Below are 22,516 nucleotides of genomic sequence, written 5' to 3'. Positions count from 1 at the left end.
TCCTTAGGTGCTTCCGAGCAGCTTGGCCGATTGCTGGCCTTGGGTCTGGGCAATCTGCAGCAGCTTCATCTGCTGCTCGAACTGGCGGCCGGCGGCGATCATGGCGACCATGGTCTCGACCGGGCTGACGTTGGAGCCTTCCAGTGCACCGTCCTGCAGCCGCGCGGCCGGGTCGGCCGGTAGGTCGCCATCGGCGGCGCGAAACAGGCCGTCATCGCCTCGCGTGAGCTGGGTCTGAGCCTCCGGCGTGACGAGCTTGAGGCGGCCCACAGTCGTCGGCTTCTGGTTGGGCGACTTGACGCTGACGGTGCCGTCGCCGCCGATGGCCACTTCGCTGTTGGGTGGAATGTTGATCGGGCCGCCATCGCCCAACACCGGCATGCCGTTGCGCATGACTAGCAGGCCCTCGGCATTCACGTCCAGCGAACCGGCGCGGGTGTAGGCCTCGGTGCCGTCGTTGGCCTGAACGGCCAGCCAGGCCTGGCCCTGCATGGCCACGTCGAGGTTGCGGCCCGTGGGCGTCAGCGGCCCCTGGGCGTCGTTGTAGCCGATGGTGGTTTCCAGTGCATAGGCGCGAGTGGAGGCGCCATCGCCGCGCACTGGCACTGCGCGGAAAGCCTGCAGCTCGGCGCGAAAGCCGTTGGTCGTGACGTTGGCGAGGTTGTGCGAGAGCACGTCCTGCCGCTGCATGGCCGCCTTGGCGCCGGCCATCGAGAGGTAGATCATGCGGTCCATCGCGCGTCCTCGTCTTCAGTCGCGTGTCATCAACGGAGGTTGACGATGGTCTGCATGACCTGGTCCTGCGTCTTGATGGTCTGCGCGTTGGCCTGATAGGCGCGCTGTGCGGTGACCATGTTGACCAGTTCGGCCGTGATGTCGACGTTGCTTTCCTCCAGCGCACCGGACTGCAGTGCACCCATGTTGCCGTCGCCCGGCACGCCGACGACGGCGTCGCCCGACGCGACGGTGCGGATCCACATGTTGCCGCCAAGCGCCTGCAGGCCCTGCGGGTTGCGGAAGTTGGCCAGCTCGACCTGGCCGGCCGGCTTGCTCTGGCCGTTGGAGTAACGGGCCAGCACCGTGCCGTCGTTAGCGACCTGGATGCCGGTGAGCTGGCCCGGCGCATAGCCGTCCTGGGTCAATGCGGTCACGGCGAAGCTGCTGCCGTTCTCGCTGATCTTGGTCAGGTCGAGCTGGATGCCGGCGATGGGCAGCGTCGAGTTGCCCCGGCTGCTGACGCCTGCGGGGATGTCCATCGTGATGGCGCCGGGCGGCGTGGTGGTCGAACCGGCGATGCTGTCGGGTGCACCGCCCGACGGCGGGAAGGTGATGGTCGTGTAGGGCGTGGTCGGGTTGCCGTTGGCATCCAACGTGATCGGGGCGCCGCTGGCATCGGTGCTGAAGGGGGTGCCGTTGGCCGTTGCGTAGATGTACCAGGTGTCGGCGCCGTTGGCGGCGGTAGCGCCCTTCTGGAAATAGAAGGTGACGGCCACGTCCTGGCCCTTGGCGTCGTAGACGGTCATGGACGTGGCGTTGTTGTAGGTGGTCGAGTCCTGCAGGTCGATGCCCGTGCCACCGGCGGCGGGGGACGTCGTCTTCAACCGCGAGTCGAGGTTGAACTCCATATTCAGGCTGGTGGTCACTGCCGGCGGGATGCCGCCCGTGGGCAACTGCAGCGGCTGGGCCGTGCCAGGCTGGATGACGCCGGCACCGTTGGCCGGATAGCCCATCAGCTTGAGGCCGTCGTTGTTGACCACGAAGCCGTCCTTGCTGACCTTGAACTGGCCGTTGCGGCTGTAGCGGATCGGGTTTGTGCCGTCGCTGAGCTGGAAGAAGCCGCCGCCATTGATGGCGAGGTCCATCGGGTTCTCGGTCGTGGTGATGTTGCCTTGGCTGAACTGCTGGGCCACCGTCTGCAGGCTGGTGCCGATGCCGATCTGGTTCGTGCCGGCGCCGTTCAGCGAGGCCGCGTAGACATCGGCGAACTCGGCCCGGGAGCTCTTGGCGCCGTAGGTGCCCGAGTTGGCAATGTTGTTGCCGATGACGTCGAGGTTCCTGGATGCGGAGTTGAGCCCGGAGAGGCCTTGCTGGAAGCTCATGGGGGAGTCCTTGCTGTCGTGCGGGGTGAAGGGGATGCGTCAGTTGACGGACGAGACGGTGGCGTAGTTCACGGGACCCAGGCGCTCGAGCTCGAGCATCAGGTTGCCGCTGTCGCTGTAGACCGCGCTGACCTTGTCGTGGGCGTAGGTCGTCGAGTTGACCGCTGCCGTGCCGTTGAGGGCGGTGATGCGGTACTTCACTTCTGTGCCCTCGGCGACGAGGTTGTTGGCGTTCCACGTGAAGGTCTGGCGTCCAGAACCCTGGGCGCCGAGCTGCTGCGTGTCGATGACGTTGCCGGCCGGGCCGAGAATCTCCAGCTTGACGGTCTGGGCCGCGCCGTCCAGCTCGTAGCTGGCACCGGCCACGCCGTTGACGACCTGGATCTGGTTGCCCGGCACGCTGACCTCGCGGCCCACCAGAGAGATGGACTGCATGGCCTGCATCTGGCCCAGCTGCAGACCCAGGTTCTTGATGCTGGTGTCCAGCGTGGACAGCGATGTGACCTGCTGGATCTGCGCCATCTGGCTCGTCACCTGGGCGTTGTCCATGGGGTTGAGCGGATCCTGGTTGTTCATCTGCGCGACGAGCAGCTTCAGGAAGCGGTCCTGCGTGTCGGCTGCGTTCTTCGCCGCGGTCGTGTTCGACGAGGCGGTGCTGTTGATGGCGGAGACGTCCATGACTTACCTCAGGCTCAGGACTGGCCCAGTTGCAGCGTCTTGAGCAGCAGGCTCTTGGCCGTGCTCATGACTTCGATGTTGTTCTGGTAGGAGCGTGAGGCCGAGATCATGTTGACCATCTCTTCTACCGGGTTCACGTTGGAGTAGGTCACGTAGCCGTCGGCGTCGGCCTGCGGATGCTTGGGATCGTGCACGCGGCGGCCCGGTGTCTGGTCCTCGGTCACATTGGTCACGCGCACGCCGGCATTGCCGCTGTCGTTGCCCGCGCCCATCAGCTGGGTCTGGAAGACGACCTGGCGCGCCTTGTAGGCTTGGCCGTCCGGGCCTGCCACCGTATCGGCGTTGGCCAGGTTGCTGGCCACCACGTTGAGCCGCTGGCTCTGCGCGCTGACCGCGCTGCCAGAGACGTTGAAGATCTGAAACATCGACATGGCCGCCTACTCCCGCTCAGGCTTGGTTGTGCGACTTCATCGCGTCCAGCGCCGTGCGCACCGAGCCATTGATGAAGCGCAGAGTCGCTTCGTACTTCACCGAGTTGTCTGCGAAGCTGGCGCGCTCGCGGTCCATGTCGACGCCATTGCTGTCCAGGCTGGTCTGGGACTGCAGCGCATAGTCCTTGCCGCTTTCGCCGCGCGCGCCGGCCAGCGGAGTCAGGTGGCCGCGCTGCGTTGCCTGCAGCGCGCCGGGCGTGCCGATCTCACCAGTGGCTTCGCGCAGCGCCTTGGCGAAGTTGATGTCACGGGCCTGGTAGCCCGGCGTGTCGGCATTCGCGATGTTGCTGGCGAGCAGGCGCTGACGCTCCGCCCGCAGCGTCAGCGCCTGGGTCTGGAAATTCAGCGTGTCGGTGATTCGGTTCAACATCAGCGGGCCTCTGTCGAGGGGTGAAGCCGGGATGGCTCCTTGCGCAAATTGTCTGAACCGGCACCGAAAACATGAGCGGGATTAGCGGGGGCAAAGCAGCTCAATTCGGGCCTAGGGAAGGGGATCCCGTCCCTAGAGTGGCGACCATGCTGCGTGTCGCCCTGCTCCTCGTCTGCCTGCTCGCCGCCGGTGCGCCCCGGGCGCAGACCGTGCTCGACCCGGCGCTGCTGGAGCGTGTGCGCGTTCTGGCCGAGACGGCCGCCAGCGCCACCGCGCCGCCCAACACCCGTGTTTCCGTCGAGATCGGTGCGCTGGATGCACGCCTGCGCTTGGCGCCCTGCCGACAGGTCCAGCCCTATCTGCCGCCCGGCATGGCCGTCTGGGGCAGGAGCCGCATCGGCCTGCGCTGCACTGACGGCACTGCGCGCTGGAACGTGACCCTGCCGGTACGGGTGGCCGTCTTCGGCCGCGCCGTCGTGGCCAGCGGCCCGCTGCCCGCTGGCGTGAACCTGTCTCAGGAGCAGCTGGCGATGGCCGATATCGACATTGCCGCCGAGCCAGGCGCCGTTTTCACCGATCCGGCCCAATTGGTCGGCCGTACCCTGGCGCGCCCGCTGGCAGCCGCCGAGGCAGTGCGGGCACCGGCGCTGAAGTCCCGCCAGTGGTTTGCGGCCGGCGAAACGGTGCAGGTGCTGGCTGTCGGAGCGGGGTTTGCGGTGGCCGCGGAGGCCCAGGCCATGTCCGCGGGCATCGAGGGCCAGGAGGTGCGCGTTCGCTTCGAGAGTGGCCGCGTGGTCAGCGGTCGAGCTGTCGCCGAGCGCCGGGTGGAGCTTGCGCTGTGAGCAAAGCGCCACGAATCGCCGGAACTGGGTGGAAAAAACCGCCAGTTCCCGCTCAAGTTCCCGGGTCAGGGGCCGATACAGGAGGAAACTCCCTCGCAATGCCCCCAGCGGGGCCCGTCCCCGCACCCTGGAGAAGCTCATGAAAATCGGTAACAGCCCTGAAGGAAGCGCCGGCCCGGCCAAGGTCGAGCAGCGTCCCGCCGCGCGCAAGCCCGAGGTCTCCGGCACCAACGACATCGTTCGCCAGACGTCCACACCGGCGGCCAGCACTCAGGTCGCACTTTCCAGCACCGCCAAGCTCGCCGCCAGCTCGGGTGGCGATGACGGCAGCTTCGACGCCGCCAAGGTCGAACGCATCTCCAAGGCGATCAGTGAGGGCAAGTTCACGGTCAACGCGAACGCCATCGCGGACAAACTGGTCGCAAATGCGCAAGAATTGGTGAGCGCGCGCGCCAACAAGCACTGAATCCATGACTGCCACCGTCTCGTCCACTCCGCTCGGCCCCGAACTCGAACAGCCCCTGCTGGCCGTCGAGGCGGCGCTGAACCAACTGGGCGACGCCCTGGCGCGTCGCGATGCCTCCGCCATCGAGCAGCATGCGGCCGAGCTGCACCAGCACCTGGCCCGCGCCGTGCAGAGCTTCAGCGAAGCCGCCCGTACCGGCAGTGTGCCGCCCGCTTTGCGCAACCGACTGGTGCGCGCCGGTGGCCTGCTGGCTGCCCAGCGAGAAACCCTCGCCCGCGGCAATGCCTCGTTGGACCGCGCGCTGGATGTGCTGATCCCGAGCGAGCCCACCGGCCTGTATGGGGCCGGCGGCAAGGCCGAGCGCCGCAGCCTGGGCGGCAGCTTCCAGGCCTGACGGCCACCGCCATTGAAAAAGCCACCCGCGGGTGGCTTTTTTGCATCCGTCGCCCGTTCAGCGGGTGGCTGCCTGACGTACCTTGTCCAAGTAGGTGTGGCCGTCCGGCGGCAGCCCGCTGCGCTGCGACGCCCAGATCATCTCGCCCAGGGCCTCCATGGCCACGTGGTGAGCCTCGTGACGGGAGTTGCGCCGGGCGGCCAGCAGGTCCACGGCCTGGCGTATGCCCGAGGGTTGGTCGATGGCGTGTTGTTCCGTGATCGTCAGGTGCATGGACAGGTGTAGGAATGGGTTGGTGCGACCCTCCTCCACCGTGTAGACCTTTTCCAGCGCGGCACCCTCGTCGGCAAGTTCGTCGTGGTATTCGGGATGCTCTGCGATCCAGTCCGCGGCGATGGCCTCCATCGGGATCAGCGGCGCGCCGTCGCGCCATTTGCGGTAGGTGGCGCAGAAGAAGCGCCGGACTTCGAGCTGGGACGGAGCGAACATGGCGCGATTGTCGCCGCCTGGGTCCTGACATTCAGGCGTGGGGTTCAGCGTCTTGCTTGCCGTCCCAACTGGTGCGCTTGCCGCGGTAGTAGCTTTCGGCAGCGCGCTCCGCGGCAATCAGCTCCTCGAACTGCTGCAGACCGCGTTTGGCGGCGGCGATCAGTGCGTTCTCGTCGCGCTGGAGCGGCACCATGCTCTCCAGTAGCTCAATGTTGTGGCGCCGAAAGCGCATGGCCTGGCGGCGCGCGGCGGCGGGTTCCATGCCGCTGAGCGCCAACACCGTGCGGGCGCTGAGCAGCGCCGACTCGAAGGTCTCTCGTTCGACGTGGGTTACGCCCAGCTCGCGCAGCTGGTAGTAGTGCTGTACGTTGCGGGCTCGCGCAACGATAGTGAGCTGCGGGAAATGCTGGCGTGCCAGGCGGACGATTTCGATGCTTTGGCCGATGTCGTCTATGGCGATGACGAGGATGCGCGCGGTCTCGGCGCCGGCGCTGCGCAGAAGGTCCAGCCGGGTGGCGTCGCCGTAGTAGACCGTCCAGCCGAAGCGTCGCAGGCTCTCGATGGCCTCAGCGTCGTGGTCCAGTGCGGTGGCCTGCAGCCCGTTGGCGCGCAACAGCCGGCCGATGATCTGGCCGTAGCGGCCGCAGCCGGCCAGGATGATCGGCGACGGCGTGGGTGGGGCCTCGGCCCGCTTCTTGTGCTGACCCAGCCGTGTAAGCTTGCGCGACATCAGGCGGTCGCCCAGTGTCAGCAGCAGCGGCGTCAGCGCCAGTGACAGGGCGATGGCGGCCACCAGCGCCGAATTCTGCGCACCGCTGAGCATGCCTTCGCCCTGCGCGAGCTGGAAGACGACCAAGCCGAATTCGCCGCCCGGAGCCAGCAGGATGACGAAGGCCGGCCGCTCGGCGAGCGGGATCTTCATCAGCCGGGCCATTGCGACCAGCACAACTGTCTTGCAGGCCAGCAGCGCAAGCAGCGTGGTCAGCACCAGTAGCGGCTGGGCGGCGACCGCGCGCAGGTCCAGCCCCATGCCCACGGCGATGAAGAACAGGCCCATCAGCAGGCCCTTGAAAGGCTCCAGGTCGGTCTCCAGCTCGCGTCGGTATTCGCTCTCGGCCAGCAGTACGCCAGCGAGGAATGCGCCCAGCGCCATGGACAGGCCCACCAGCTGCATCAGTGCTGCCGTACCTAGCACCAGCAGCAGCGCGGCGGCCGTGAAGATCTCGGGCGTCTTGCTGCGCGCGATCCAGCGCAGCGCGGGGCGCAGCAGCAGCCGGCCGCCGAAGATGATGGTGACGATAGCGCCCACCGCTTTGGCCGCGGCCAACCAGGTACGGCCGTCGCCTTCGCCGTGCGCGCCGCTGAGCGCCAGCACCGGCACCAACGCCAGCACCGGGATGGCGGCGATGTCCTGCAGCAGTGCGACGGACAGGATGCTCTCGCCGGCCGTCGTGCGCCCGAGGTTGCGCTCGGCCAGCACGGCCAGGGCGACGGCGGTCGACGACATCGCCAGTGCGAGTCCCACGACCAGCGACTGCCGCCAGGCATGGCCCGTCGCGATGCCCACGGCCGTCAGCGCCGCCGCGCAGCCCAGCAGCTGCACGCTGCCCCAGCCGAAGATGGGCCGGCGCATCGCCCACAGCCGTCGGGGCTCCAGCTCCAGGCCTACAAGGAAAAGCATCATCACGACGCCCAGTTCCGCTACCTCCGGGATGGAGTTGGACTCGGGGATCAGCCCCAGCACGGCGGGTCCGACCAGCAGGCCGGCGACGAGGTAGCCCAGGATGGCGCCCAGCCGCAGGTAGCGCGCCAGCGGCACGGCTAGCACAGCGGCGGCCAGCAGGGTCAGGGGTAGCAGCAGCCATTGGCCGTGGCTCATTCGGCGTCTCCAGCGTCCAGCGGCGAAAACAGTGGCGGTCGCTCGTCCAGCGGTACCTCGCGCTCATCCCCAACCGCCGATACTGCCAGTGACTGGCTCCATTCGGGATAGCGCGTCAGGCGTTCCACGAACAGCCGCGCATGGGCATCGATCTCGGCGTCGCTGGCACGATGCGCGGCATGCAGGACCTGAGGAGGCAGATAGCGCATGCCGCAGGTCTTGACGGACTGTTCGTAGGGCAGCAGGAACTCTTCCATGCGGTGGTGGTTGTGGCCGCCGGGAGCGTAGCTCGGCATGCCCCCGCCGGTGGACGTGACGAGCCAGAAGTCCTTGCCGCTGAGCGCCGTACCACCCGGGCCGTAGGCCCAGCCCAGGCGCAGCACCTCGTCCAGCCAGAGTTTCTGCAGCGCCGGCATGCTGTACCAGTAGATCGGGTGCAGCATGACGATCAGCCGTGCAGTGGCAAGTGCGCTCTGCTCGGAGTCGACGTGGATGTGGAAATCCGGGTAGAGGCGGTAGAGGTCGCGCAGTTCGACGCGGCCAGCCGCCGGCGAGGCGTGCAGAGCGTCGAGCAGGGCTCGGGTGGCATTGGAGCGGGCCAGGTCCGGGTGGGCGGCGAGGACGAGGATGTCGCGGGGGCTACTGTCTGGCATGGCGACCTAGATTAACGTGAGCGTACGACAAGCTCCCATCTGGTCCACCCGAATGCGCATCTTCGAGACACTCGCCGACCTGCAAGCACTGATCGGCCAGCCCCTGGGCTACAGCGACTGGATCACGGTTGACCAGGCCCGCGTCAACGCCTTCGCCGAGGCCACCGAGGACCGTCAGTGGATCCATGTCGACCCAGAACGTGCCAAGGCGGGCCCCTTCGGCGAACCTATCGCTCACGGCTTCCTGACTCTGTCGCTGATTCCCCACTTCTTCGAAACCGGCTTCGCGGTGCGCGAGACGCGCATGGTCGTCAACTATGGCCTTAACAAGGTGCGTTTCACCGCGCCAGTTCCGGTGGGCAGCCGGCTGCGCGCGGGCTTCAGGCTGCTGGCAATGGATGCCGTGGCCGGTGGCGCGATGCAGCTGACCGTCGAGGTGGCGATCGAGGCCGAGGGGGGGGCGAAGCCGGTGTGCGTCGCGGAAAGCCTGGCTCGGCATTACCGGTGACGTAGCCGGATAGCATCGCGGCCGTTCCAACGACCGCCCTCACCATGGCCTCCAGCCTGCTCGTTCTGCTCGACGACATTGCCACCCTCCTCGACGATGTGGCGACGATGACCAAGGTCGCCGCCAAGAAGACCGCAGGCGTGCTTGGGGACGACCTGGCCCTTAATGCCCAGCAGGTCACCGGCGTCCAGGCCGACCGTGAGCTGCCCGTCGTCTGGGCCGTCGCAGTGGGTTCGCTGCTGAATAAGGCCATCCTGGTACCGGCGGCGCTGGCCATCTCGGCATTCGCGCCCTGGGCCATCACGCCGCTGCTGATGCTGGGCGGCGCCTTCCTGTGCTTCGAGGGCTTCGAGAAGTTGGCGCACAAGTACCTGCACGCGGCCGAGGAGGACCAATCCCGCCATGAGGAACGGGTGAAGGCCATTGCCGACCCCCAGGTCGACATGGCGAGCTTTGAGCGCGACAAGATCAAGGGCGCGATACGCACCGACTTCATTCTGTCCGCCGAGATCATCGTCATCGCGCTTGGTACGGTGGCCAGCCAGCCGCTGCAGACACAGCTTGCCGTGCTGGTGGCCGTGGCCGTCGCGATGACGGTGGGCGTCTACGGGCTGGTGGCAGGCATCGTGAAGATGGATGACGCGGGGCTGTGGCTATCGCGGCGCGCGGGCGCGGCCGCGCAGGCCGTCGGTAGATTTCTGCTGGCCGCCGCGCCTCGGCTGATGAAGACGCTGTCCGTGTTGGGTACGGCGGCCATGTTCCTGGTTGGTGGCGGCATCCTGGTGCACGGCATCGCGCCGCTGCATCATGCGATTGCGCATCTGGCCGAGGGCCGTGCATGGCTGGTGGCCGCGCTTTTAGAGAACGGCGCGAACGCAGGGGTGGGCGTCGTGGCCGGCGCCCTAGTGCTGGTCGGCGTGATGGCTGTGCAGAAGCTGCGCGGGCGCTGAGCCGGCCCAGCCTGTTCAGGCCGGCGCGTAGGCCAGCCGCACGTAGATCGGCGCGAATGCCTCGGCCTGCGTGATCTCCAGCAGGCGTTCCTTGGCGAGCTCCAGCATCGCGATGAAGGTGACGACGAGGACGGCCTGGCCCTTGTCGACGTCGAAGAGTCTCTCGAACTCGACGAAGCGCTGGCCTTGCAGCCGGCGCAGCACGATGCTCATGTGCTCGCGCACCGACAGCTGCTCTCGGCTGATCTTGTGGTGCTGGTTGAGCTTGGCGCGCTTGAGGATGTCCAGCCAGGCTTCGCGCAGGTCGTCGGTGTTGACGTCGGGGAAGCGCGGCGTGAGCGACTGTTCGATGTGCACCTGCGCACGCAGGAAGTCGCGGCCCAGCAGCGGCAGCCGGTCCAACCGCGCGGCAGCGAGCTTCATCTGCTCGTACTCCAGCAGGCGACGTACCAGTTCGGCACGCGGGTCCTCGGCCTCCTTGCCGTCCTCGGTCTTCTTGGGCGGCAGCAGCATGCGAGACTTGATCTCGATCAGCATCGCAGCCATCAGCAAGTATTCACTGGCCAGCTCGAGGTTGTGCTTGCGGATCTGCTCGACATAGCTCAGGTACTGGCGCGTCACATCGGCCAGCGGGATGTCGAGGATGTTGAAGTTCTGCTTGCGGATCAGGTACAGCAGAAGGTCCAGCGGGCCCTGGAAGGCTTCGAGGAAGACCTCCAGTGCGTCCGGCGGGATGTAGAGATCCAGCGGCAGCTGGAACAGCGGCTCGCCGTACAGGCGGGCGACGGCCACGGTATCCACCGCGTCGGGCAGATCCGAAGAAATCTCGGGGGTGTCGTCCGTGACCGTGGTCATCGACGGTGCAGCTCAGCGACTCGCCAGCCGGCGCCGGCAGGTGGCTTACTTGCTATCGGTCTGATAGACGTAGGGCTTTTGCGGCACGCGGGCCTCGTTGAACCCGACCTGGGCGGTGCGGTCCTGCTCGCGGTCCCACAGCAACGCGCGGCCGGCGCGCTGCTCGGCCTCCAGCGTCGGGCGCTGGGCCTTGAGCTGGTCGATGAATTGGGTGACTTCGGATTTGTAGGGCTTCCAGAACAGCGGCATGACGGGATCTCGCAAACGAATCACGGGATTTTATCGGGCGCGCAGCCGGTCCAGGTCATCCAGTGCCGGCACGCCGCCGAGCAGGGCCAGCAGCAGGGCCAGCGGCAGCGTCGCGGCATAGCCCATGGTCTTGAAGGCCCAGGCTCCCGCCAGGCCGCCCACGGCGAAGGCCAGCAGCAGCCCGCCGAGCAGGCGCAGCCGGGTGGCATTGGCGCCAGCGCCGCAGAGCCTGCGGCCCAGCTCAATGCCCAGGTCCGTGACGATGCCGGTGACGTGGGTGGTGCGGATCTCGGCGCGCGAGACCTTGGTGATCAGCGCGTTCTGCAGGCCCATCGTGAAGCACAGCACCGCGACTGCCGCGGGGATGAAGAGGGCTCGCAGTCCCGTCAGCCAGGCGCCCAGCAGGCCGAAGAGCAGCAGGCAGGCCGCCTCCAGCAGCAGCGGCAACGCAAAAACGCTGTGCGCCTGGCGCTGGCGGCCGAAGTTGACGAGCAACGCGGTGCAGGCCGCTCCGGCGCCAAAGGACAGCAGTGCGCCGACGGCCGTGGCCAGGGCCTGGGTCTGACCCAGCACGAGGCCATCGGCCGCGGCCGAGACCATTCCGGTCATGTGCGACGTGTACTGCTGCACGGCCAGGAATCCGCCGGCGTTGGTGGCGCCGGCCACGAAGGCCAGCATCCAGCCGAGGTGGGCATTGCCCTCGGCGGTACGTTCGCTTGCCAGCAGTCGACGTGCGTAGTGGTGGGGCATGGCGGCTCGCGGGGAAAGGGCTGCGACGAGCCCGATTCTCGGGGCCGCGAGGCGTCAGCGCACCCGCATGCCGGGCTGGGCGCCGGGCTGGGGCTCCAGCACGAAGATGCCGGGGTGGGCTCCTTCATCTGCATGGCTGGCAGCTAGCACCATGCCCTCGCTGATGCCGAACTTCATCTTGCGTGGCGCGAGGTTGGCGACCAGCACGGTCAGCTTGCCTTCCAGGTCCTCGGGCCTGTAGGCGCTCTTGATGCCGCTGAAGACGTTGCGGGTCTTGCCTTCGCCTGCGTCCAGCGTCAGGCGCAGCAACTTGTCGGAGCCTTCGACATGCTCGGCCTTGACGATCTTCGCGATGCGCAAGTCGACCTTGGCGAAGTCGTCGATCTTGATCTCGGCGGCGATGTCCTCGCCACCGGGCTGGACCTTGGGCGCTGGCGGAGCTTCGAAGAGCTGTTCCACCTTGGCAAGGTCTACGCGCTGCATCAGATGCTGGTAGGTGCCGATCTGGTGGGCGCCCAGTGCGCGGGCACTGTCGCGCCATTGCAGCGGCTCGATCTTCAGGAAGGCTTCGACCTGCGCGCCGAGGGCCGGCAGCACGGGCTTCAGGTAGATCGTCAACAGGCGGAACGCCTCGATGCAGACGCTACATACGTCGTGCAGCGCGGCATCCATGCCGTCCTGCTTGGCCAACTCCCAGGGCTTGTGCTGATCGACGTACTCGTTGACCTTGTCGGCCAGTGCCATGATCTCGCGCAGGGCCTTGCCGAACTCGCGGGTCTCGTAGAGATCGGCAATGGCAGCGCTGTGTGCCCGCAGCGTCTCGAGCAGCGCGGAACCTTCGACGCCCAGGTCGGCGCTGAGCGTACCGCCGAAGCGTTTGCTCAGGAAACCGGCCGCGCGCGAGGCGATGTTGACGTACTTGCCGACCAGGTCGCTGTTGACGCGTGCGACGAAGTCCTCGGGGTTGAAGTCGATGTCCTCGACCTTGGCGTTGAGCTTGGCGGCGATGTAGTAGCGCAGCCATTCGGCGTTCAGGCCAAGGCCGAGGTACTTGAGGGGATCGAGGCCGGTGCCACGGCTCTTGCTCATCTTCTCGCCGCCGTTGACGGTCATGAAGCCGTGTACGAAGACGTGGTTGGGTGTCTTGCGCCCGCTGAAGTGCAACATCGCGGGCCAGAACAGCGTGTGGAAGTAGACGATGTCCTTGCCGATGAAGTGGACCTGCTCCACGGTCGGGTCGGCGATGAAGGCATCGAAGTCCTTGCCGATCTTGCCGAAGTAGTTCTTCAAAGAGGCCAGGTAGCCGACTGGCGCATCCAGCCAGACGTAGAAGTACTTGCCCGGCGCGTCGGGGATCTCGATGCCGAAGTAGGGCGCGTCGCGGCTGATGTCCCAGTCGCTGAGCTTGTTGTTGCCGTCCTCGTCGGTCGCGAACCACTCGCGGATCTTGTTCAGCACCTCGGGCTGCAAGCGGCCGGTCTCCTGGGTCCATCGAGTCAGGAATTCCACGCAACGCGGGTCGCTCAGCTTGAAGAAGTAGTGTTCGCTGGTCCTGAGCACCGGCGTCGCGCCCGACAGCACCGAGTAGGGGTTCTTCAACTCGGTGGGCGCGTAGACGGCGCCACAGACTTCGCAGGAGTCGCCGTACTGGTCCTTTGCGCCGCACTTGGGGCATTCGCCCTTGATGAACCGGTCCGGCAGGAACATGGCCTTGTCCGGGTCGAAGAACTGCTCGATGGTCTTGGTCGTGATCAGTTCGTTCTGGCGCAGCGCCAGGTACACGGCCTTGGACAGCTCATGGTTCTCCGCCCCGTCGGTGGAGTGCCAGTTGTCGAAGCTGACGTGGAAGCCGTCGAGATACTGCTTGCGGCCGGCGGCTATCGCCGCGACGAAGTCCTGAGGTGTCTTCCCGGCTTTCTGGGCCGCGATCATGATGGGCGCGCCATGGGCGTCATCCGCGCAGACGAAGTGCACCTGCGAGCCCGCCATGCGCTGGTAGCGAACCCAGATGTCGGCCTGGGTGTACTCCATGATGTGGCCGATGTGGAAACCGGCGTTCGCATAGGGCAGGGCGGTGGTGACGAAAAGCTGGCGGGTCATGGAGACAGGGCGGCGGAGCGAGGGAAACGGTGGATTTTAGGTTTGCGGCTCGGCGGGGCCGGCGTCCCCGGCTTCGGGCTGGGCCAGGGAATCAGGCTCTGCGGGGGTGCTGTCGTCGGCCGGCTTGCCGTTGAGCTTGCGTTGGCGCTTCTCCTCGGCCTTGCGTTTCTTGGCCAGTTCGCGCTGGCGCTTCTCGTAGCTGTAGTTCGGTGTGGCCAAGTGCGGTCTCCTGCGGCGCCCGCACACGCGGGCATCGTCCAATGTAACCCGCAGGCCCGGCCGACACGCGCCCCCACTTGGCACTGAAAGCTACAGAGCGCCTCAAAGACCACCTCTAAGTCACTGATCCGTAACACTTCCATAAGCTATCCACCGAGTCTGTGGAAAACTTTGTGGAGAACCTGCCCCCATCGCAGCCAAGCCCTTGTGTGATGCGGCTCCGCTTAGGTTGCTGAATTTTTAAGCAACCTCAGGCGACCTATATGAATCAATCACTTAGGTGCTATGGCGCAAAGATGAGGGCGGTTTCAACGCTGAGGGTCCAAAACGCTTGACGCCTACCAGATTTGGGGATAAGTCAAGCCGCGGCGGACGGATGTCACGGGTCTGGATGACATCGCCATCGTGTTTGTCCACGCCTGCTGTGGACAAGTCTGTGGGCCGGCTGACGACAGCGCCGCTAAGTGCTTGATCGGCTGTCTCCCTGGCTACCTTGCCCGTTTTTGAGGCGCTGAGTTTGGGGGCAGCCCCAAGAGGGGTGCATGAGGCCGGCGGCTAAACTCCCGGCCTTTTGAAGAGGCGGCAACGGGTCACATGGGGGAATCGAAGGCGGAATTCACGCGGGAGGGCGGCGGGCGCAAGAGTGCTTCGCGCACCGGCACTTTCGAGTTGAAGTCGCGCCGCTTCAGCCTGCTGGGCCTGGTGCTGCACAGTGCCGACATGAGCGAGTTGGCCGCCGACTGGGCCGAGCGGGCTGGCGCTGGTGGCTTCGAACATGAGCCCGTCGTCATCGACCTTAGCGGCGTTCCCCGCGCGGTGGCCACACCTACCGTCGAAGGCCAGACGCCGCTGGCACTGGATGGGCCCGCACCCGTGGATCTGCGCGCCATCGTCGAGCTGCTGCGCGCCAGCCAGTTGCAGCCGGTGGCCATTGCCGGTGCGACCGCGGAGGAACTCGCCCTGGCGCACGAACTCGGCTTGGCTGACGCGGCCGACGAGCCGGCCGCAGAACGCGCGGCTTCGGCGCCGGTACCTGCCGAGGTGGTGCGTGAGGTCGTTGTCGAGAAGATCGTCGAGAAGCCCGCGGCGCCCGCGCCAACGCTGGTCGTCGACAAGCCACTGCGTTCCGGCCAGCGCGTCTACGCCAAAGGCGGTGACCTCGTCGTTTTGGCCCTGGTGAACCATGGCGCCGAGGTCATCGCCGACGGCAGTGTGCATGTCTACGCACCACTGCGCGGCAAGGCCATCGCTGGCGCCCGCGGCGACACGTCGGCGCGTATCTACGCCCACAGCCTGGAGGCGGAACTGCTGGCCATCGCCGGCATCTACCGCACGACCGAGAACCCGCTGCCAGCCGACGTGGCTGGCAAGCCCGCCCAGGTCCTGCTCGAAGGCGAGAAACTGTTGATGCAGCCTCTCGCCTTCTGAATCGCCCATTGAATCGAACTGAACGAACAGGAAAGCCCAGATGACCACCAAGATCGTCGTCGTCACCTCCGGCAAGGGCGGGGTCGGCAAGACCACCACCAGCGCGAGCTTCGCCACCGGCCTCGCGATGCGCGGTTTCAAGACCTGCGTCATCGACTTTGACGTGGGCCTGCGCAACCTCGATCTCATCATGGGCGTCGAGCGTCGCGTCGTGTACGACCTGATCAACGTCGTCAACGACGAGATCAAGCTCACGCAGGCCCTCATCAAGGACAAGCAACTCGACAAGCTCTACATCCTGGCTGCCTCGCAGACGCGCGACAAGGATGCGCTGAAGCAGGAGGGGGTGGAGCGTGTGCTGGGTGAGCTCAAGGAGATGGAGTTCGACTTCATCATCTGCGACTCTCCGGCTGGCATCGAGACCGGTGCGCTGATGGCCATGCACTATGCCGACGAGGCACTGGTGGTGACCAACCCCGAGGTCTCTTCGGTGCGCGATAGCGACCGCATCCTCGGCATGCTGTCCAGCAAGACCAAGCGAGCCATCGAGGGCGGCGAGCCTGTGAAGGAGCACCTGCTCATCACGCGCTACAACCCCAATCGCGTGGAAGGTGGGCAGATGCTTAGCCTGGACGACATCCACGAGATCCTGCGTACGCCGCTGATCGGCGTCATCCCCGAGAGCGAGAGCGTGCTGCAGGCCTCCAATCAGGGGCTGCCGGCCATTCACATGCAGGGCAGCGATGTCGCAGAGGCCTACAAGGACGTCGTCGCGCGCTTCCTCGGTGAGGACAAGCCCATGCGCTTCACGGAAGCTGTGAAGCAGAGCTGGTTCAAGCGCGTCTTCGGCGCCAAGTGAAGGGAGCCTCGCGATGGGATTCCTGAACTTCTTCCTCGGCGAAAAGAAGAGCTCGGCCAGCGTCGCCAAGGAGCGGCTGCAGCTCATCCTGGCGCATGAGCGCAACGGCCGCAGCAGCAGCCCCGACTACCTGCCTCAGCTGCAAAGAGAGCTGGTGGCCGTCATCAGCAAGTACGTCTCCATCAACCCTGACGACATCAAGGTTCACATGGAGCGCCAGGGCGACCTGGAGGTGCTCGAGGTGAAGATCGAACTACCGGAGCCTGGCGGCCGCTAAGCGCGTGTTTGCGTGGCGCGGGCCTGCTCACGCCGCATGAAGAGGTACAGGCCCTCTACCTTGGTGCGCGCCCACGGGGTCTTGCGCAGGAACTTCAGGCTCGACGCCACGCTCGGGTCGAGCTGGAAGCACTTGATGGCGACGCGCCGGCCTAGTTCCGGCCAGCCGAAGTGCTCGACGAGGGCTGTCACGATGGCTTCCAGCGTCATGCCGTGCAGCGGATCTTTGGACGTGTTCATTCGTGCGTGAACTGGTCCGAGTTCTTGCCCTTGAACTGCGCGTAGTAGCGCTTGATCTCGGCCATGTCTGCCTCCACGTCGCCAGTTGGAGTGAATAGTGGGCCGAGCCCTACGAGCTTGGCACGATAGTCCATGTAGGCCATGACGATGGGCAGCTTGGCCGTGACGGCAATCCAATAGAAACCGGTCTTCCAGTAGATGGTCTTGCTGCGCGTCCCCTCGGGCGGCACGATGAGTTGCACCGGGCCGTCGGCGAGTTGCAGTGCCTCGGCAGACGCGGCGACGAGGTTGCTGGACTTGCTGCGATCCACCGGGATGCCGCCGAGATAGCGCATCAGCCCGCCGAATGGAAACCTGAAGATGGAGGCCTTGCCCATCCAGTAAGGCGTCAGACGCAGTGCGAAAGCGGCGAACAGTGTGTAGGGCAGGTCCCAGTTGCTGGTGTGCGGGGCGGCGATAAAGACGCTCTTACGCGCCTCGGGTACCAGCGAGCCCTGAACGGTCCAGCCTGCCAGCTTCAGCCAGGCGAGGGAGAGGCCTCGCAGCAAGGTGTTGACCCCGGGGGTCGTGAAGATCGTGCGATGCATGGAGAGATTGTCCCAAGCGACACCCCTGCCCGAAACTGAGGCAGATTAAGAAAAGGCCTGAATGACAGGCACTTGCGACGTCCGCCCGCAGCCTGTTCACGGGGTTGTCCACAGGCGCTGTGGATTGCAGGGATGCAGCCCATGCATTCAATCGTGCAGTCCGTCGGACTGCCGCTTGCCCTGGCAAGACGGTGCCGCGATGCTGCGCGTCGTCCCCTTTTTCGGTTCTGCATTCATGCGCTACTCCCAGCTACCCGTCACCGTCCTGCTGACACTGCTCGTCGTCTCGGCGCATGCCGGCCAGCCCGCCACGCCCGCCGCCATGGCCGCCTACGCGGACAAGCTGCTGGACGAGCAGAAGCTCAATCGCGATGGCCCCGGAGTCGCCGTCCTCGTCGCACGCGGCGACCAGTTGCTCTACAAGGGTGCTCGCGGCATGGCCAGCATCGAGCTGGGCGTGCCCATGCAGGCCGACCAGCTGATGCGCATCGGCTCCGTCACCAAGCAGTTCGCGGCCGCCGCGCTGCTCCGGCAGATCGACGACGGCAAGGCCGGGCTCGACGATCCGCTGTCCAGGTTCCTGCCTGACTATCCCAACGGTGGCCGCATCACGCTGCGGCAGCTGCTCAACCACACGTCCGGCGTCAAAAGCTACACCGGGCTTCCGGGCTACATGCACAACCCGATCCGGCGCGACCTGGGTACGGCAGAGCTGATCAAGGAGTTCAAGGACCAGCCGATCGACTTCGCACCGGGCGAGAAGTGGGCCTACAACAATTCAGGCTATGTGCTGCTGGGCGCCGTTGTCGAGGCCATCTCGGGCAAGAGCTGGCATCAGTCCATCGACGAGCTGCTACTGAAGCCGGCGCAGATCACCAGCGTTCATTTCCAGGCCGGCGACAGGCTCTTCAAGGGTATGGCCCAGGGCTATACGCTGAATGGTCAGCGCGAGGTGGCGCCGGCCGGCCTGCTCAGCATGACGCAACCGCATGCGGCAGGCGCGCTGATCGCCAACACCGAGGGTCTGTGGCGCTGGAACCAGGCCCTGCACGGCGGCAAGCTCATCAGCCAGGCCGGCTACCAGGGCATGGTCACACCCGAGGGTGCGGCCAAGTCCAATCACTACGGCTTCGGCATCGGCACCGGCACCTTGCGCGGCTTCCCCATGCTGTCGCACGGCGGCGGCATCCATGGCTTCACGTCGCTGCTGAGCTATCTGCCCCAGAGCCAGACCACCATCGTCGTGCTGCGCAACAGCGATGGCCCCGGCTTCGCGATGGACCTGGTGTCTCGCAAGCTGGCCGCGTTCGCCATCGGCGAGCCCTTCGTCGAACGGCCCCCGGTGGCCGTGCCGGCGGAACAGCTCAAGGCCGCCGAAGGCGTCTACGCACGCGAGGACAAGCAGACCCGGACCCTGCGGCTGAAGGATGGCGTGTTGCAGAGTCAGCGCGCGGGCGGCGGCGTCATGGCGCTGACGCCGGTCGGCGAGGATCGTTTCGCCTTCGCCGCCTCCCTGACCGAGCTGCAGCTCGAGCGCGGCGCAGACGGCCGGGTGACGGCACTGCGCCTCTTCAACAACGGGGAGAGCGATGCGGAGCGCTGGACACGCGCTGGCGAGCTGCCGCCGGAGCTCGCCTTCATCACGCTAGGCGCCGAGCAGAAGCAGGCGCTGGTGGGCGAGTACAGCTCGCCCCAGTTCGCGATCAGGGTCTTCGTTGATGCCCAGGGCCGGCTGCAGGGCCAGGCGCCGGGCCAGCCTGCCTTCGAGTTGATGGCCAGCACGCCGCGCCGTGCCCATGTGCCTCAGGTCGGGGCACAGCTGGACTTCGGCACGGAGGACGGCAGGCCGGCCTCGGTCACGCTGACCCAAGGTGGGAACAAGCTGGTCATGGCCCGCAATTGAGGGTGACATCGCTGCGTGCTTCGGCGACACACGGCAGGACGAACCCGTCCGCCTTCTCTTCCGGGGACAGGCCCGGCCAGGGAATGCGGTGCTCGATGCGGCCTTCGAGCAGGCGCGAGATGCAGGTGCGGCAGGTGCCCGTACGACAGGACCAGGGCAGGGCTATGCCGGCCGCAAGGCCGGCCAGCAGCAGAGTCTGATCTGCTGCGGCGGCAAAGGTCTCGCCGCTAGGCAGCAGCGTCACTCGGAATGTCTCAGACATGACCGCCATCATGCCGGCTGCCCGCTAGCATGCGTCTGCCGGCCCGGGCGACCACGCCCATGGCCGACAGCGTTCTCAGGGCGGGGCGGAATTCCCCACCGGCGGTATGTGCGCAAGCACGAGCCCGCGAGCGCCTTCGCTGCCTTGCCGGCGAAGGGTCAGCAGACCTGGTGAGAGGCCAGGGCCGACGGTCATAGTCCGGATGAAAGAGATCGCGTCGCGGCAGCGCACCCCTCGGGCATGGGAGGCGATGTCGCTGCGTGCGCTTGCCCTGATTCTGGAAAACCGTCTGTCTCGAGGACACCATGAATCAGCCCCTCAATCCCCACTTCAACCTCTCCCGCCTGCCACGCGTGGCCATCCTGGCCGCCAGCTGGCACAAGGACATCGTCGGGGTGGCCGTGTCGGCCATCCGCCATGAGTTCGACCGCTGCCGAATCCCGGCCGAGCAGGTCACCGTCATCGACGTACCAGGCGCCTTCGAAATCCCGCTGCAAGCCCAGCGCCTCGCGCGCACCGGACAGTTCGACGCCGTCATCGCCTGCGGTCTTGTCGTGGATGGCGGCATCTACCGTCACGATTTCGTCGGCCAGGCCGTCATCGACGCTCTGATGCGGGTGCAGCTGGACACTGACGTGCCGGTGTTCTCCGCGGTGCTCACGCCTCACAACTTCCACGAGCACGGCGAGCACAAGCGCTTCTTCGCCGAGCACTTCTCCACCAAGGGCCTGGAGGTGGCGCGCGCCTGTCTCGCGACAATAGCCAGCCTGGACAGCCTCCAGGCGCTGTCCGCCTGACCTCGCTCCCGGCATGGCGGCATTCGTGCCGCCGCGCCTTCTCTGCCCGACCACATGCTCGCCGCTCGCTACCTTGCCGGCTATCCCCCCGAACTCATCCAGCAGGCCGAACAGCTGCGCCTGGATGGCCGCTTGGCCGATCACCTCGCCCGTCGTCTGCCCGACCGCCATGCGGTGCGCAGCGACACGGCGTTGTTCGACTACGTGCAGGAACTGAAGGCCCGCCACCTGCGCAACGCCGGTCCGCTGAACTTCGTCGGCTACGACGCCAAGCTGCGCGTGCTGCAGCAGGCCCTGGGCACGCACACCCGCCGCACCCAGGTGCAGGGGGCCAAGCTGAGGATGCGCCGCGAGATCCGCGTCGCCACGCTGTTCAAGGAGGCGCCGGCGGCATTGCTGCGCATGATCGTCGTGCACGAGCTGGCGCATCTGCGTGAGCTGGACCACAACAAGGCCTTCTACCAACTCTGCCAGCACATGGAGCCCGAGTACTTCCAGCTCGAGTTTGACCTGCGCCTGTACCTGATGAACATGGAGAATCCCCAGTGATCCTGCTCGCTCCGATGGAGGGCTTGCTGGACCACATCCTGCGCGACGTTCTGACCCGCGTGGGCGGCGTGGACCGCTGCGTGTCCGAGTTCATCCGCGTGACTGACCAGCTACTGCCCAGCCGGGTCTTCACGCGCATCGTGCCGGAGCTGCGCAACGGTGGTCGCACGGCGGCCGGCGTACCGGTGCATCCACAGTTGCTGGGCTCGGATGTGAACTGCCTGGCCGAGAACGCCGCCCGCCTGGCGCAGCTCAGGCCCGAGGGCATAGACCTGAACTTCGGCTGTCCGGCCAAGTGCGTGAACCGCCACCGTGGCGGCGCCGTGCTGCTGGACGAGCCCGAGCTCATCCACGAGATCGTGTCCGCCGTGCGTCGCGCGGTGCCGGCCGACGTGATGGTCTCGGCCAAGATGCGCCTGGGCTACATGGACACCAGCAAGACGCTGGACGTGGCGCGCGCCATCTTTGCTGCAGGTGCGCAGGAAATCGTCGTGCATGCCCGTACCAAGGCGGACGGCTACAAGCCCCCAGCCTATTGGGAGCGTATTGCCGAAGTGCGCGAGGCCGTGCCGATCACGATCATTGCCAACGGCGAGATCTGGACCGTGGAGCATGCCGAGCTGGCGCGCGAGCGCAGCGGTTGCGAACATCTGATGCTCGGCCGCGGCATGGTGGCCGACCCTGGCCTGGCGCTGCGCGTTGCCGGCGAGCGCGGCGAGAGCCTGCCTTGGGTCCAGCTGCTGCCGCTGATGGAGCTGTTCTTCGCTCAGGTGCGCGCCACCGTCGCTCCACGGCACCAGGGTGGCCGGCTCAAGCAGTGGTTGCACTACCTGAAGCGCGCCTACCCTGAAGCGGAGCTCGCCTATGCCGAGCTGCGCACCGTCAATGCAGCCGACGAGCTGGCGCAGCGGCTCTTTGCCCCGCCTGACGGCAGCTAGGCGATTGTTTCCGCGGCGCTAGCTGCCGTCAGGCGTTCGAGGTCGCGGACCTTGAGGCCGCCGCGCACCACGTCGACCAGCCCCTGCTCGGCCAGTCGCTTGAGCGCGACATTGGCGCGCTGCCTCGACGTGCCCGCCAGCAGCGCGACCTCCGCCTGGGAGAGCCGCAACAGCGCGTCGCCAGGTGGCGAGCGCTGCGCCAGATCGGCCACCGCCCGGGCGACACGCGCTTCCAGCGGCGCGTGCCGCGCGCAGATGGCCGTGCCGATCAGCGCGCCAAGGCGCGCGTTCAGCAGGTCCTGCAGGTAGTGGTTGAAGCCCAGGCTGGTGTCGCGCAGGCACCGGAATTGGGAGACGGGGATCAGCACCGCGCGTGTCCTGCGCAAGGCCACCGCGTCGAATTGCCAGGACAGGCCCTTCAGCAGCGTGCCTTCGCCGAACCAGCCGCCATCGCCTACGGCGTCCAGCATCGTCTGGTCGCCATCGGCATGGGTCACAGACAGGGATACCAGGCCTTCGATGACGCCGATCCAGTGCGTGGGCACGGCCCCCACCGCCACGAGATGGGCACCGCGGGCGAAGCTGCGTTCCACGGCCAGGGCCTGCAGTTCCTGCAGCTCGGCCGGCGCCAGCCGGCCGCCCAAGGGTGTCGCTTCCAGATAGGCCCGCATGTCCATCATGCCGG

At 66.6% G+C, this 22,516-nt stretch carries 29 protein-coding genes and 1 riboswitch; of the genes, 12 read left to right on the top strand and 17 right to left on the bottom strand.

The genetic code is table 11. The annotated features are described in order from the left end of the window. Positions 1 to 3: 3 nt before the first annotated feature. Genes flgF through flgB form a run of 5 tightly spaced genes read right to left on the bottom strand, consistent with a single transcriptional unit; the run spans position 4 to position 3,638 of the window. Positions 4 to 735: a flagellar basal-body rod protein FlgF gene (flgF, locus tag QM732_RS16965; protein ID WP_415657277.1), complete on the bottom strand. Its 732-nt coding sequence runs from the start codon at positions 733 to 735 to the stop codon at positions 4 to 6. A 29-nt stretch (positions 736 to 764) separates the two neighbouring features. Continuing rightward, complete coding sequence (gene flgE, locus QM732_RS16960; RefSeq protein ID WP_415657276.1) at positions 765 to 2,099, bottom strand: flagellar hook protein FlgE; 1,335 nt, start codon at positions 2,097 to 2,099, stop codon at positions 765 to 767. A 39-nt stretch (positions 2,100 to 2,138) separates the two neighbouring features. Next, entirely contained in the window at positions 2,139 to 2,777 is a 639-nt protein-coding gene (locus QM732_RS16955) for a flagellar hook assembly protein FlgD (protein WP_415657275.1), read from the bottom strand. 14 nt (positions 2,778 to 2,791) lie between these two features. Continuing rightward, positions 2,792 to 3,208, bottom strand: a complete 417-nt coding sequence (flgC, locus tag QM732_RS16950; RefSeq protein ID WP_415657274.1) for a flagellar basal body rod protein FlgC — start codon at positions 3,206 to 3,208, stop codon at positions 2,792 to 2,794. A gap of 16 nt (positions 3,209 to 3,224) precedes the next feature. Then, positions 3,225 to 3,638, bottom strand: coding sequence for a flagellar basal body rod protein FlgB (gene flgB / locus QM732_RS16945; protein ID WP_415657273.1), 414 nt, complete (start codon positions 3,636 to 3,638; stop codon positions 3,225 to 3,227). Positions 3,639 to 3,784: 146 nt separating this feature from the next. On the opposite strand from flgB, the gene flgA reads away from it, so the two are divergent. The 3 genes from flgA to QM732_RS16930 all read left to right on the top strand — a co-directional run bounded on the left by flgA (position 3,785) and on the right by QM732_RS16930 (position 5,340). Continuing rightward, positions 3,785 to 4,480 carry a flagellar basal body P-ring formation chaperone FlgA gene (gene flgA, locus QM732_RS16940; protein ID WP_415657272.1) on the top strand — a complete coding sequence of 232 codons (696 nt, stop codon included), beginning with the start codon at positions 3,785 to 3,787 and terminating at the stop codon, positions 4,478 to 4,480. A gap of 139 nt (positions 4,481 to 4,619) precedes the next feature. After that, positions 4,620 to 4,946, top strand: a complete 327-nt coding sequence (gene flgM, locus QM732_RS16935) for a flagellar biosynthesis anti-sigma factor FlgM (RefSeq protein ID WP_415657271.1) — start codon at positions 4,620 to 4,622, stop codon at positions 4,944 to 4,946. A 4-nt stretch (positions 4,947 to 4,950) separates the two neighbouring features. Next, complete coding sequence (locus QM732_RS16930) at positions 4,951 to 5,340, top strand: hypothetical protein (RefSeq protein ID WP_415657270.1); 390 nt, start codon at positions 4,951 to 4,953, stop codon at positions 5,338 to 5,340. 57 nt (positions 5,341 to 5,397) lie between these two features. On the opposite strand, the gene QM732_RS16925 is transcribed toward QM732_RS16930, so the two are convergent. From QM732_RS16925 to QM732_RS16915, 3 genes are read right to left on the bottom strand one after another with little or no spacing between them, the layout of a single operon-like run. Next, a complete protein-coding gene (locus QM732_RS16925) occupies positions 5,398 to 5,829 on the bottom strand; it encodes a DUF1841 family protein (RefSeq protein WP_415657269.1) in 432 nt (143 codons plus the stop codon). A 31-nt stretch (positions 5,830 to 5,860) separates the two neighbouring features. Continuing rightward, a complete protein-coding gene (gene kefC / locus QM732_RS16920; RefSeq protein WP_415657268.1) occupies positions 5,861 to 7,708 on the bottom strand; it encodes a glutathione-regulated potassium-efflux system protein KefC in 1,848 nt (615 codons plus the stop codon). Next, entirely contained in the window at positions 7,705 to 8,361 is a 657-nt protein-coding gene (locus QM732_RS16915) for an NAD(P)H-dependent oxidoreductase (protein WP_415657267.1), read from the bottom strand. Before QM732_RS16915 ends, kefC begins: the two co-directional genes overlap by 4 nt. A 52-nt stretch (positions 8,362 to 8,413) precedes the next feature. Here QM732_RS16915 and QM732_RS16910 point away from each other — a divergent pair, with 52 nt between their 5' ends. Beyond that, positions 8,414 to 8,869 (top strand): MaoC family dehydratase, encoded by a 456-nt coding sequence (locus QM732_RS16910; RefSeq protein ID WP_415657266.1) that lies wholly within the window; start codon positions 8,414 to 8,416, stop codon positions 8,867 to 8,869. A 44-nt stretch (positions 8,870 to 8,913) separates the two neighbouring features. Next, positions 8,914 to 9,819, top strand: a complete 906-nt coding sequence (locus QM732_RS16905; RefSeq protein WP_415657265.1) for a DUF808 domain-containing protein — start codon at positions 8,914 to 8,916, stop codon at positions 9,817 to 9,819. Between the two features lie 15 nt (positions 9,820 to 9,834). Here QM732_RS16905 and QM732_RS16900 read toward each other — a convergent pair whose 3' ends face one another. The 5 genes from QM732_RS16900 to QM732_RS16880 are packed head-to-tail and all read right to left on the bottom strand — an operon-like array spanning position 9,835 to position 13,992. Further along, positions 9,835 to 10,674 carry a segregation and condensation protein A gene (locus QM732_RS16900; RefSeq protein WP_415657264.1) on the bottom strand — a complete coding sequence of 280 codons (840 nt, stop codon included), beginning with the start codon at positions 10,672 to 10,674 and terminating at the stop codon, positions 9,835 to 9,837. A gap of 45 nt (positions 10,675 to 10,719) precedes the next feature. Then, positions 10,720 to 10,923, bottom strand: coding sequence for a DUF3460 family protein (locus tag QM732_RS16895; RefSeq protein ID WP_415659404.1), 204 nt, complete (start codon positions 10,921 to 10,923; stop codon positions 10,720 to 10,722). A 30-nt stretch (positions 10,924 to 10,953) separates the two neighbouring features. After that, a complete protein-coding gene (locus tag QM732_RS16890; protein ID WP_415657263.1) occupies positions 10,954 to 11,673 on the bottom strand; it encodes a YoaK family protein in 720 nt (239 codons plus the stop codon). A gap of 54 nt (positions 11,674 to 11,727) precedes the next feature. Then, positions 11,728 to 13,773: a methionine--tRNA ligase gene (gene metG, locus QM732_RS16885; protein ID WP_415657262.1), complete on the bottom strand. Its 2,046-nt coding sequence runs from the start codon at positions 13,771 to 13,773 to the stop codon at positions 11,728 to 11,730. A 36-nt stretch (positions 13,774 to 13,809) separates the two neighbouring features. Further along, the gene (locus QM732_RS16880) at positions 13,810 to 13,992 is read right to left on the bottom strand and encodes a hypothetical protein (protein ID WP_415657261.1); all 183 of its coding nucleotides are present in this window, start codon (positions 13,990 to 13,992) and stop codon (positions 13,810 to 13,812) included. Positions 13,993 to 14,586: 594 nt separating this feature from the next. On the opposite strand from QM732_RS16880, the gene minC reads away from it, so the two are divergent. From minC to minE, 3 genes are read left to right on the top strand one after another with little or no spacing between them, the layout of a single operon-like run. After that, positions 14,587 to 15,420 carry a septum site-determining protein MinC gene (gene minC / locus QM732_RS16875; RefSeq protein WP_415657260.1) on the top strand — a complete coding sequence of 278 codons (834 nt, stop codon included), beginning with the start codon at positions 14,587 to 14,589 and terminating at the stop codon, positions 15,418 to 15,420. Between the two features lie 40 nt (positions 15,421 to 15,460). Further along, positions 15,461 to 16,279 carry a septum site-determining protein MinD gene (gene minD, locus QM732_RS16870; RefSeq protein WP_415657259.1) on the top strand — a complete coding sequence of 273 codons (819 nt, stop codon included), beginning with the start codon at positions 15,461 to 15,463 and terminating at the stop codon, positions 16,277 to 16,279. A gap of 13 nt (positions 16,280 to 16,292) precedes the next feature. Continuing rightward, positions 16,293 to 16,556, top strand: coding sequence for a cell division topological specificity factor MinE (gene minE / locus QM732_RS16865; protein WP_056877362.1), 264 nt, complete (start codon positions 16,293 to 16,295; stop codon positions 16,554 to 16,556). Here the strand turns inward: minE and QM732_RS16860 are convergent. After that, the gene (locus tag QM732_RS16860) at positions 16,553 to 16,795 is read right to left on the bottom strand and encodes a VF530 family DNA-binding protein (protein WP_415657258.1); all 243 of its coding nucleotides are present in this window, start codon (positions 16,793 to 16,795) and stop codon (positions 16,553 to 16,555) included. The two genes, minE and QM732_RS16860, sit on opposite strands and share 4 nt — an antisense overlap. After that, a complete protein-coding gene (locus QM732_RS16855) occupies positions 16,792 to 17,382 on the bottom strand; it encodes a lysophospholipid acyltransferase family protein (RefSeq protein WP_415657257.1) in 591 nt (196 codons plus the stop codon). The genes QM732_RS16860 and QM732_RS16855 overlap by 4 nt, the downstream gene beginning before the upstream one ends. Before the next feature lie 175 nt (positions 17,383 to 17,557). On the opposite strand from QM732_RS16855, the gene QM732_RS16850 reads away from it, so the two are divergent. Continuing rightward, complete coding sequence (locus QM732_RS16850; protein ID WP_415657256.1) at positions 17,558 to 19,285, top strand: serine hydrolase domain-containing protein; 1,728 nt, start codon at positions 17,558 to 17,560, stop codon at positions 19,283 to 19,285. Here QM732_RS16850 and QM732_RS16845 read toward each other — a convergent pair. Next, positions 19,269 to 19,547, bottom strand: coding sequence for a 2Fe-2S iron-sulfur cluster-binding protein (locus QM732_RS16845; protein WP_415657255.1), 279 nt, complete (start codon positions 19,545 to 19,547; stop codon positions 19,269 to 19,271). The two genes, QM732_RS16850 and QM732_RS16845, sit on opposite strands and share 17 nt — an antisense overlap. Before the next feature lie 67 nt (positions 19,548 to 19,614). Continuing rightward, positions 19,615 to 19,765: riboswitch (FMN riboswitch) on the top strand. An 87-nt stretch (positions 19,766 to 19,852) separates the two neighbouring features. On the opposite strand from QM732_RS16845, the gene QM732_RS16840 reads away from it, so the two are divergent. The 3 genes from QM732_RS16840 to QM732_RS16830 are packed head-to-tail and all read left to right on the top strand — an operon-like array spanning position 19,853 to position 21,831. After that, positions 19,853 to 20,344: a 6,7-dimethyl-8-ribityllumazine synthase gene (locus tag QM732_RS16840; protein ID WP_415657254.1), complete on the top strand. Its 492-nt coding sequence runs from the start codon at positions 19,853 to 19,855 to the stop codon at positions 20,342 to 20,344. A gap of 54 nt (positions 20,345 to 20,398) precedes the next feature. Further along, a complete protein-coding gene (locus tag QM732_RS16835; RefSeq protein ID WP_415657253.1) occupies positions 20,399 to 20,893 on the top strand; it encodes a M48 family metallopeptidase in 495 nt (164 codons plus the stop codon). 14 nt (positions 20,894 to 20,907) lie between these two features. Further along, on the top strand, positions 20,908 to 21,831 hold the full coding sequence (locus QM732_RS16830; RefSeq protein ID WP_415659403.1) for a tRNA dihydrouridine synthase: 924 nt from the start codon (positions 20,908 to 20,910) through the stop codon (positions 21,829 to 21,831). Here the strand turns inward: QM732_RS16830 and QM732_RS16825 are convergent. Then, the gene (locus QM732_RS16825; protein WP_415657252.1) at positions 21,828 to 22,511 is read right to left on the bottom strand and encodes a Crp/Fnr family transcriptional regulator; all 684 of its coding nucleotides are present in this window, start codon (positions 22,509 to 22,511) and stop codon (positions 21,828 to 21,830) included. The genes QM732_RS16830 and QM732_RS16825 overlap by 4 nt on opposite strands. Positions 22,512 to 22,516 lie beyond the last annotated feature (5 nt).

Origin of the sequence: Roseateles sp. (assembly GCF_047654805.1) — a bacterium.
Taxonomy (GTDB): domain Bacteria; phylum Pseudomonadota; class Gammaproteobacteria; order Burkholderiales; family Burkholderiaceae_C; genus Pelomonas.
Note: the sequence above shows the minus strand (reverse complement) of the source record. Positions and strands in the feature narration are given on the sequence as shown.

What these genes read in the sequence shown, in the direction of transcription:
- flgF (WP_415657277.1), bottom strand. Translation starts at nt 735, where the DNA reads ATGGACCGCATGATCTACCTCTCGATGGCCGGCGCCAAGGCGGCCATG.
- flgE (WP_415657276.1), bottom strand. Translation starts at nt 2,099, where the DNA reads ATGAGCTTCCAGCAAGGCCTCTCCGGGCTCAACTCCGCATCCAGGAAC.
- QM732_RS16955 (WP_415657275.1), bottom strand. Translation starts at nt 2,777, where the DNA reads ATGGACGTCTCCGCCATCAACAGCACCGCCTCGTCGAACACGACCGCG.
- flgC (WP_415657274.1), bottom strand. Translation starts at nt 3,208, where the DNA reads ATGTCGATGTTTCAGATCTTCAACGTCTCTGGCAGCGCGGTCAGCGCG.
- flgB (WP_415657273.1), bottom strand. Translation starts at nt 3,638, where the DNA reads ATGTTGAACCGAATCACCGACACGCTGAATTTCCAGACCCAGGCGCTG.
- flgA (WP_415657272.1), top strand. Translation starts at nt 3,785, where the DNA reads ATGCTGCGTGTCGCCCTGCTCCTCGTCTGCCTGCTCGCCGCCGGTGCG.
- flgM (WP_415657271.1), top strand. Translation starts at nt 4,620, where the DNA reads ATGAAAATCGGTAACAGCCCTGAAGGAAGCGCCGGCCCGGCCAAGGTC.
- QM732_RS16930 (WP_415657270.1), top strand. Translation starts at nt 4,951, where the DNA reads ATGACTGCCACCGTCTCGTCCACTCCGCTCGGCCCCGAACTCGAACAG.
- QM732_RS16925 (WP_415657269.1), bottom strand. Translation starts at nt 5,829, where the DNA reads ATGTTCGCTCCGTCCCAGCTCGAAGTCCGGCGCTTCTTCTGCGCCACC.
- kefC (WP_415657268.1), bottom strand. Translation starts at nt 7,708, where the DNA reads ATGAGCCACGGCCAATGGCTGCTGCTACCCCTGACCCTGCTGGCCGCC.
- QM732_RS16915 (WP_415657267.1), bottom strand. Translation starts at nt 8,361, where the DNA reads ATGCCAGACAGTAGCCCCCGCGACATCCTCGTCCTCGCCGCCCACCCG.
- QM732_RS16910 (WP_415657266.1), top strand. Translation starts at nt 8,414, where the DNA reads ATGCGCATCTTCGAGACACTCGCCGACCTGCAAGCACTGATCGGCCAG.
- QM732_RS16905 (WP_415657265.1), top strand. Translation starts at nt 8,914, where the DNA reads ATGGCCTCCAGCCTGCTCGTTCTGCTCGACGACATTGCCACCCTCCTC.
- QM732_RS16900 (WP_415657264.1), bottom strand. Translation starts at nt 10,674, where the DNA reads ATGACCACGGTCACGGACGACACCCCCGAGATTTCTTCGGATCTGCCC.
- QM732_RS16895 (WP_415659404.1), bottom strand. Translation starts at nt 10,923, where the DNA reads ATGCCGCTGTTCTGGAAGCCCTACAAATCCGAAGTCACCCAATTCATC.
- QM732_RS16890 (WP_415657263.1), bottom strand. Translation starts at nt 11,673, where the DNA reads ATGCCCCACCACTACGCACGTCGACTGCTGGCAAGCGAACGTACCGCC.
- metG (WP_415657262.1), bottom strand. Translation starts at nt 13,773, where the DNA reads ATGACCCGCCAGCTTTTCGTCACCACCGCCCTGCCCTATGCGAACGCC.
- minC (WP_415657260.1), top strand. Translation starts at nt 14,587, where the DNA reads ATGGGGGAATCGAAGGCGGAATTCACGCGGGAGGGCGGCGGGCGCAAG.
- minD (WP_415657259.1), top strand. Translation starts at nt 15,461, where the DNA reads ATGACCACCAAGATCGTCGTCGTCACCTCCGGCAAGGGCGGGGTCGGC.
- minE (WP_056877362.1), top strand. Translation starts at nt 16,293, where the DNA reads ATGGGATTCCTGAACTTCTTCCTCGGCGAAAAGAAGAGCTCGGCCAGC.
- QM732_RS16860 (WP_415657258.1), bottom strand. Translation starts at nt 16,795, where the DNA reads ATGAACACGTCCAAAGATCCGCTGCACGGCATGACGCTGGAAGCCATC.
- QM732_RS16855 (WP_415657257.1), bottom strand. Translation starts at nt 17,382, where the DNA reads ATGCATCGCACGATCTTCACGACCCCCGGGGTCAACACCTTGCTGCGA.
- QM732_RS16845 (WP_415657255.1), bottom strand. Translation starts at nt 19,547, where the DNA reads ATGTCTGAGACATTCCGAGTGACGCTGCTGCCTAGCGGCGAGACCTTT.
- QM732_RS16840 (WP_415657254.1), top strand. Translation starts at nt 19,853, where the DNA reads ATGAATCAGCCCCTCAATCCCCACTTCAACCTCTCCCGCCTGCCACGC.
- QM732_RS16835 (WP_415657253.1), top strand. Translation starts at nt 20,399, where the DNA reads ATGCTCGCCGCTCGCTACCTTGCCGGCTATCCCCCCGAACTCATCCAG.
- QM732_RS16830 (WP_415659403.1), top strand. Translation starts at nt 20,908, where the DNA reads ATGGAGGGCTTGCTGGACCACATCCTGCGCGACGTTCTGACCCGCGTG.
- QM732_RS16825 (WP_415657252.1), bottom strand. Translation starts at nt 22,511, where the DNA reads ATGATGGACATGCGGGCCTATCTGGAAGCGACACCCTTGGGCGGCCGG.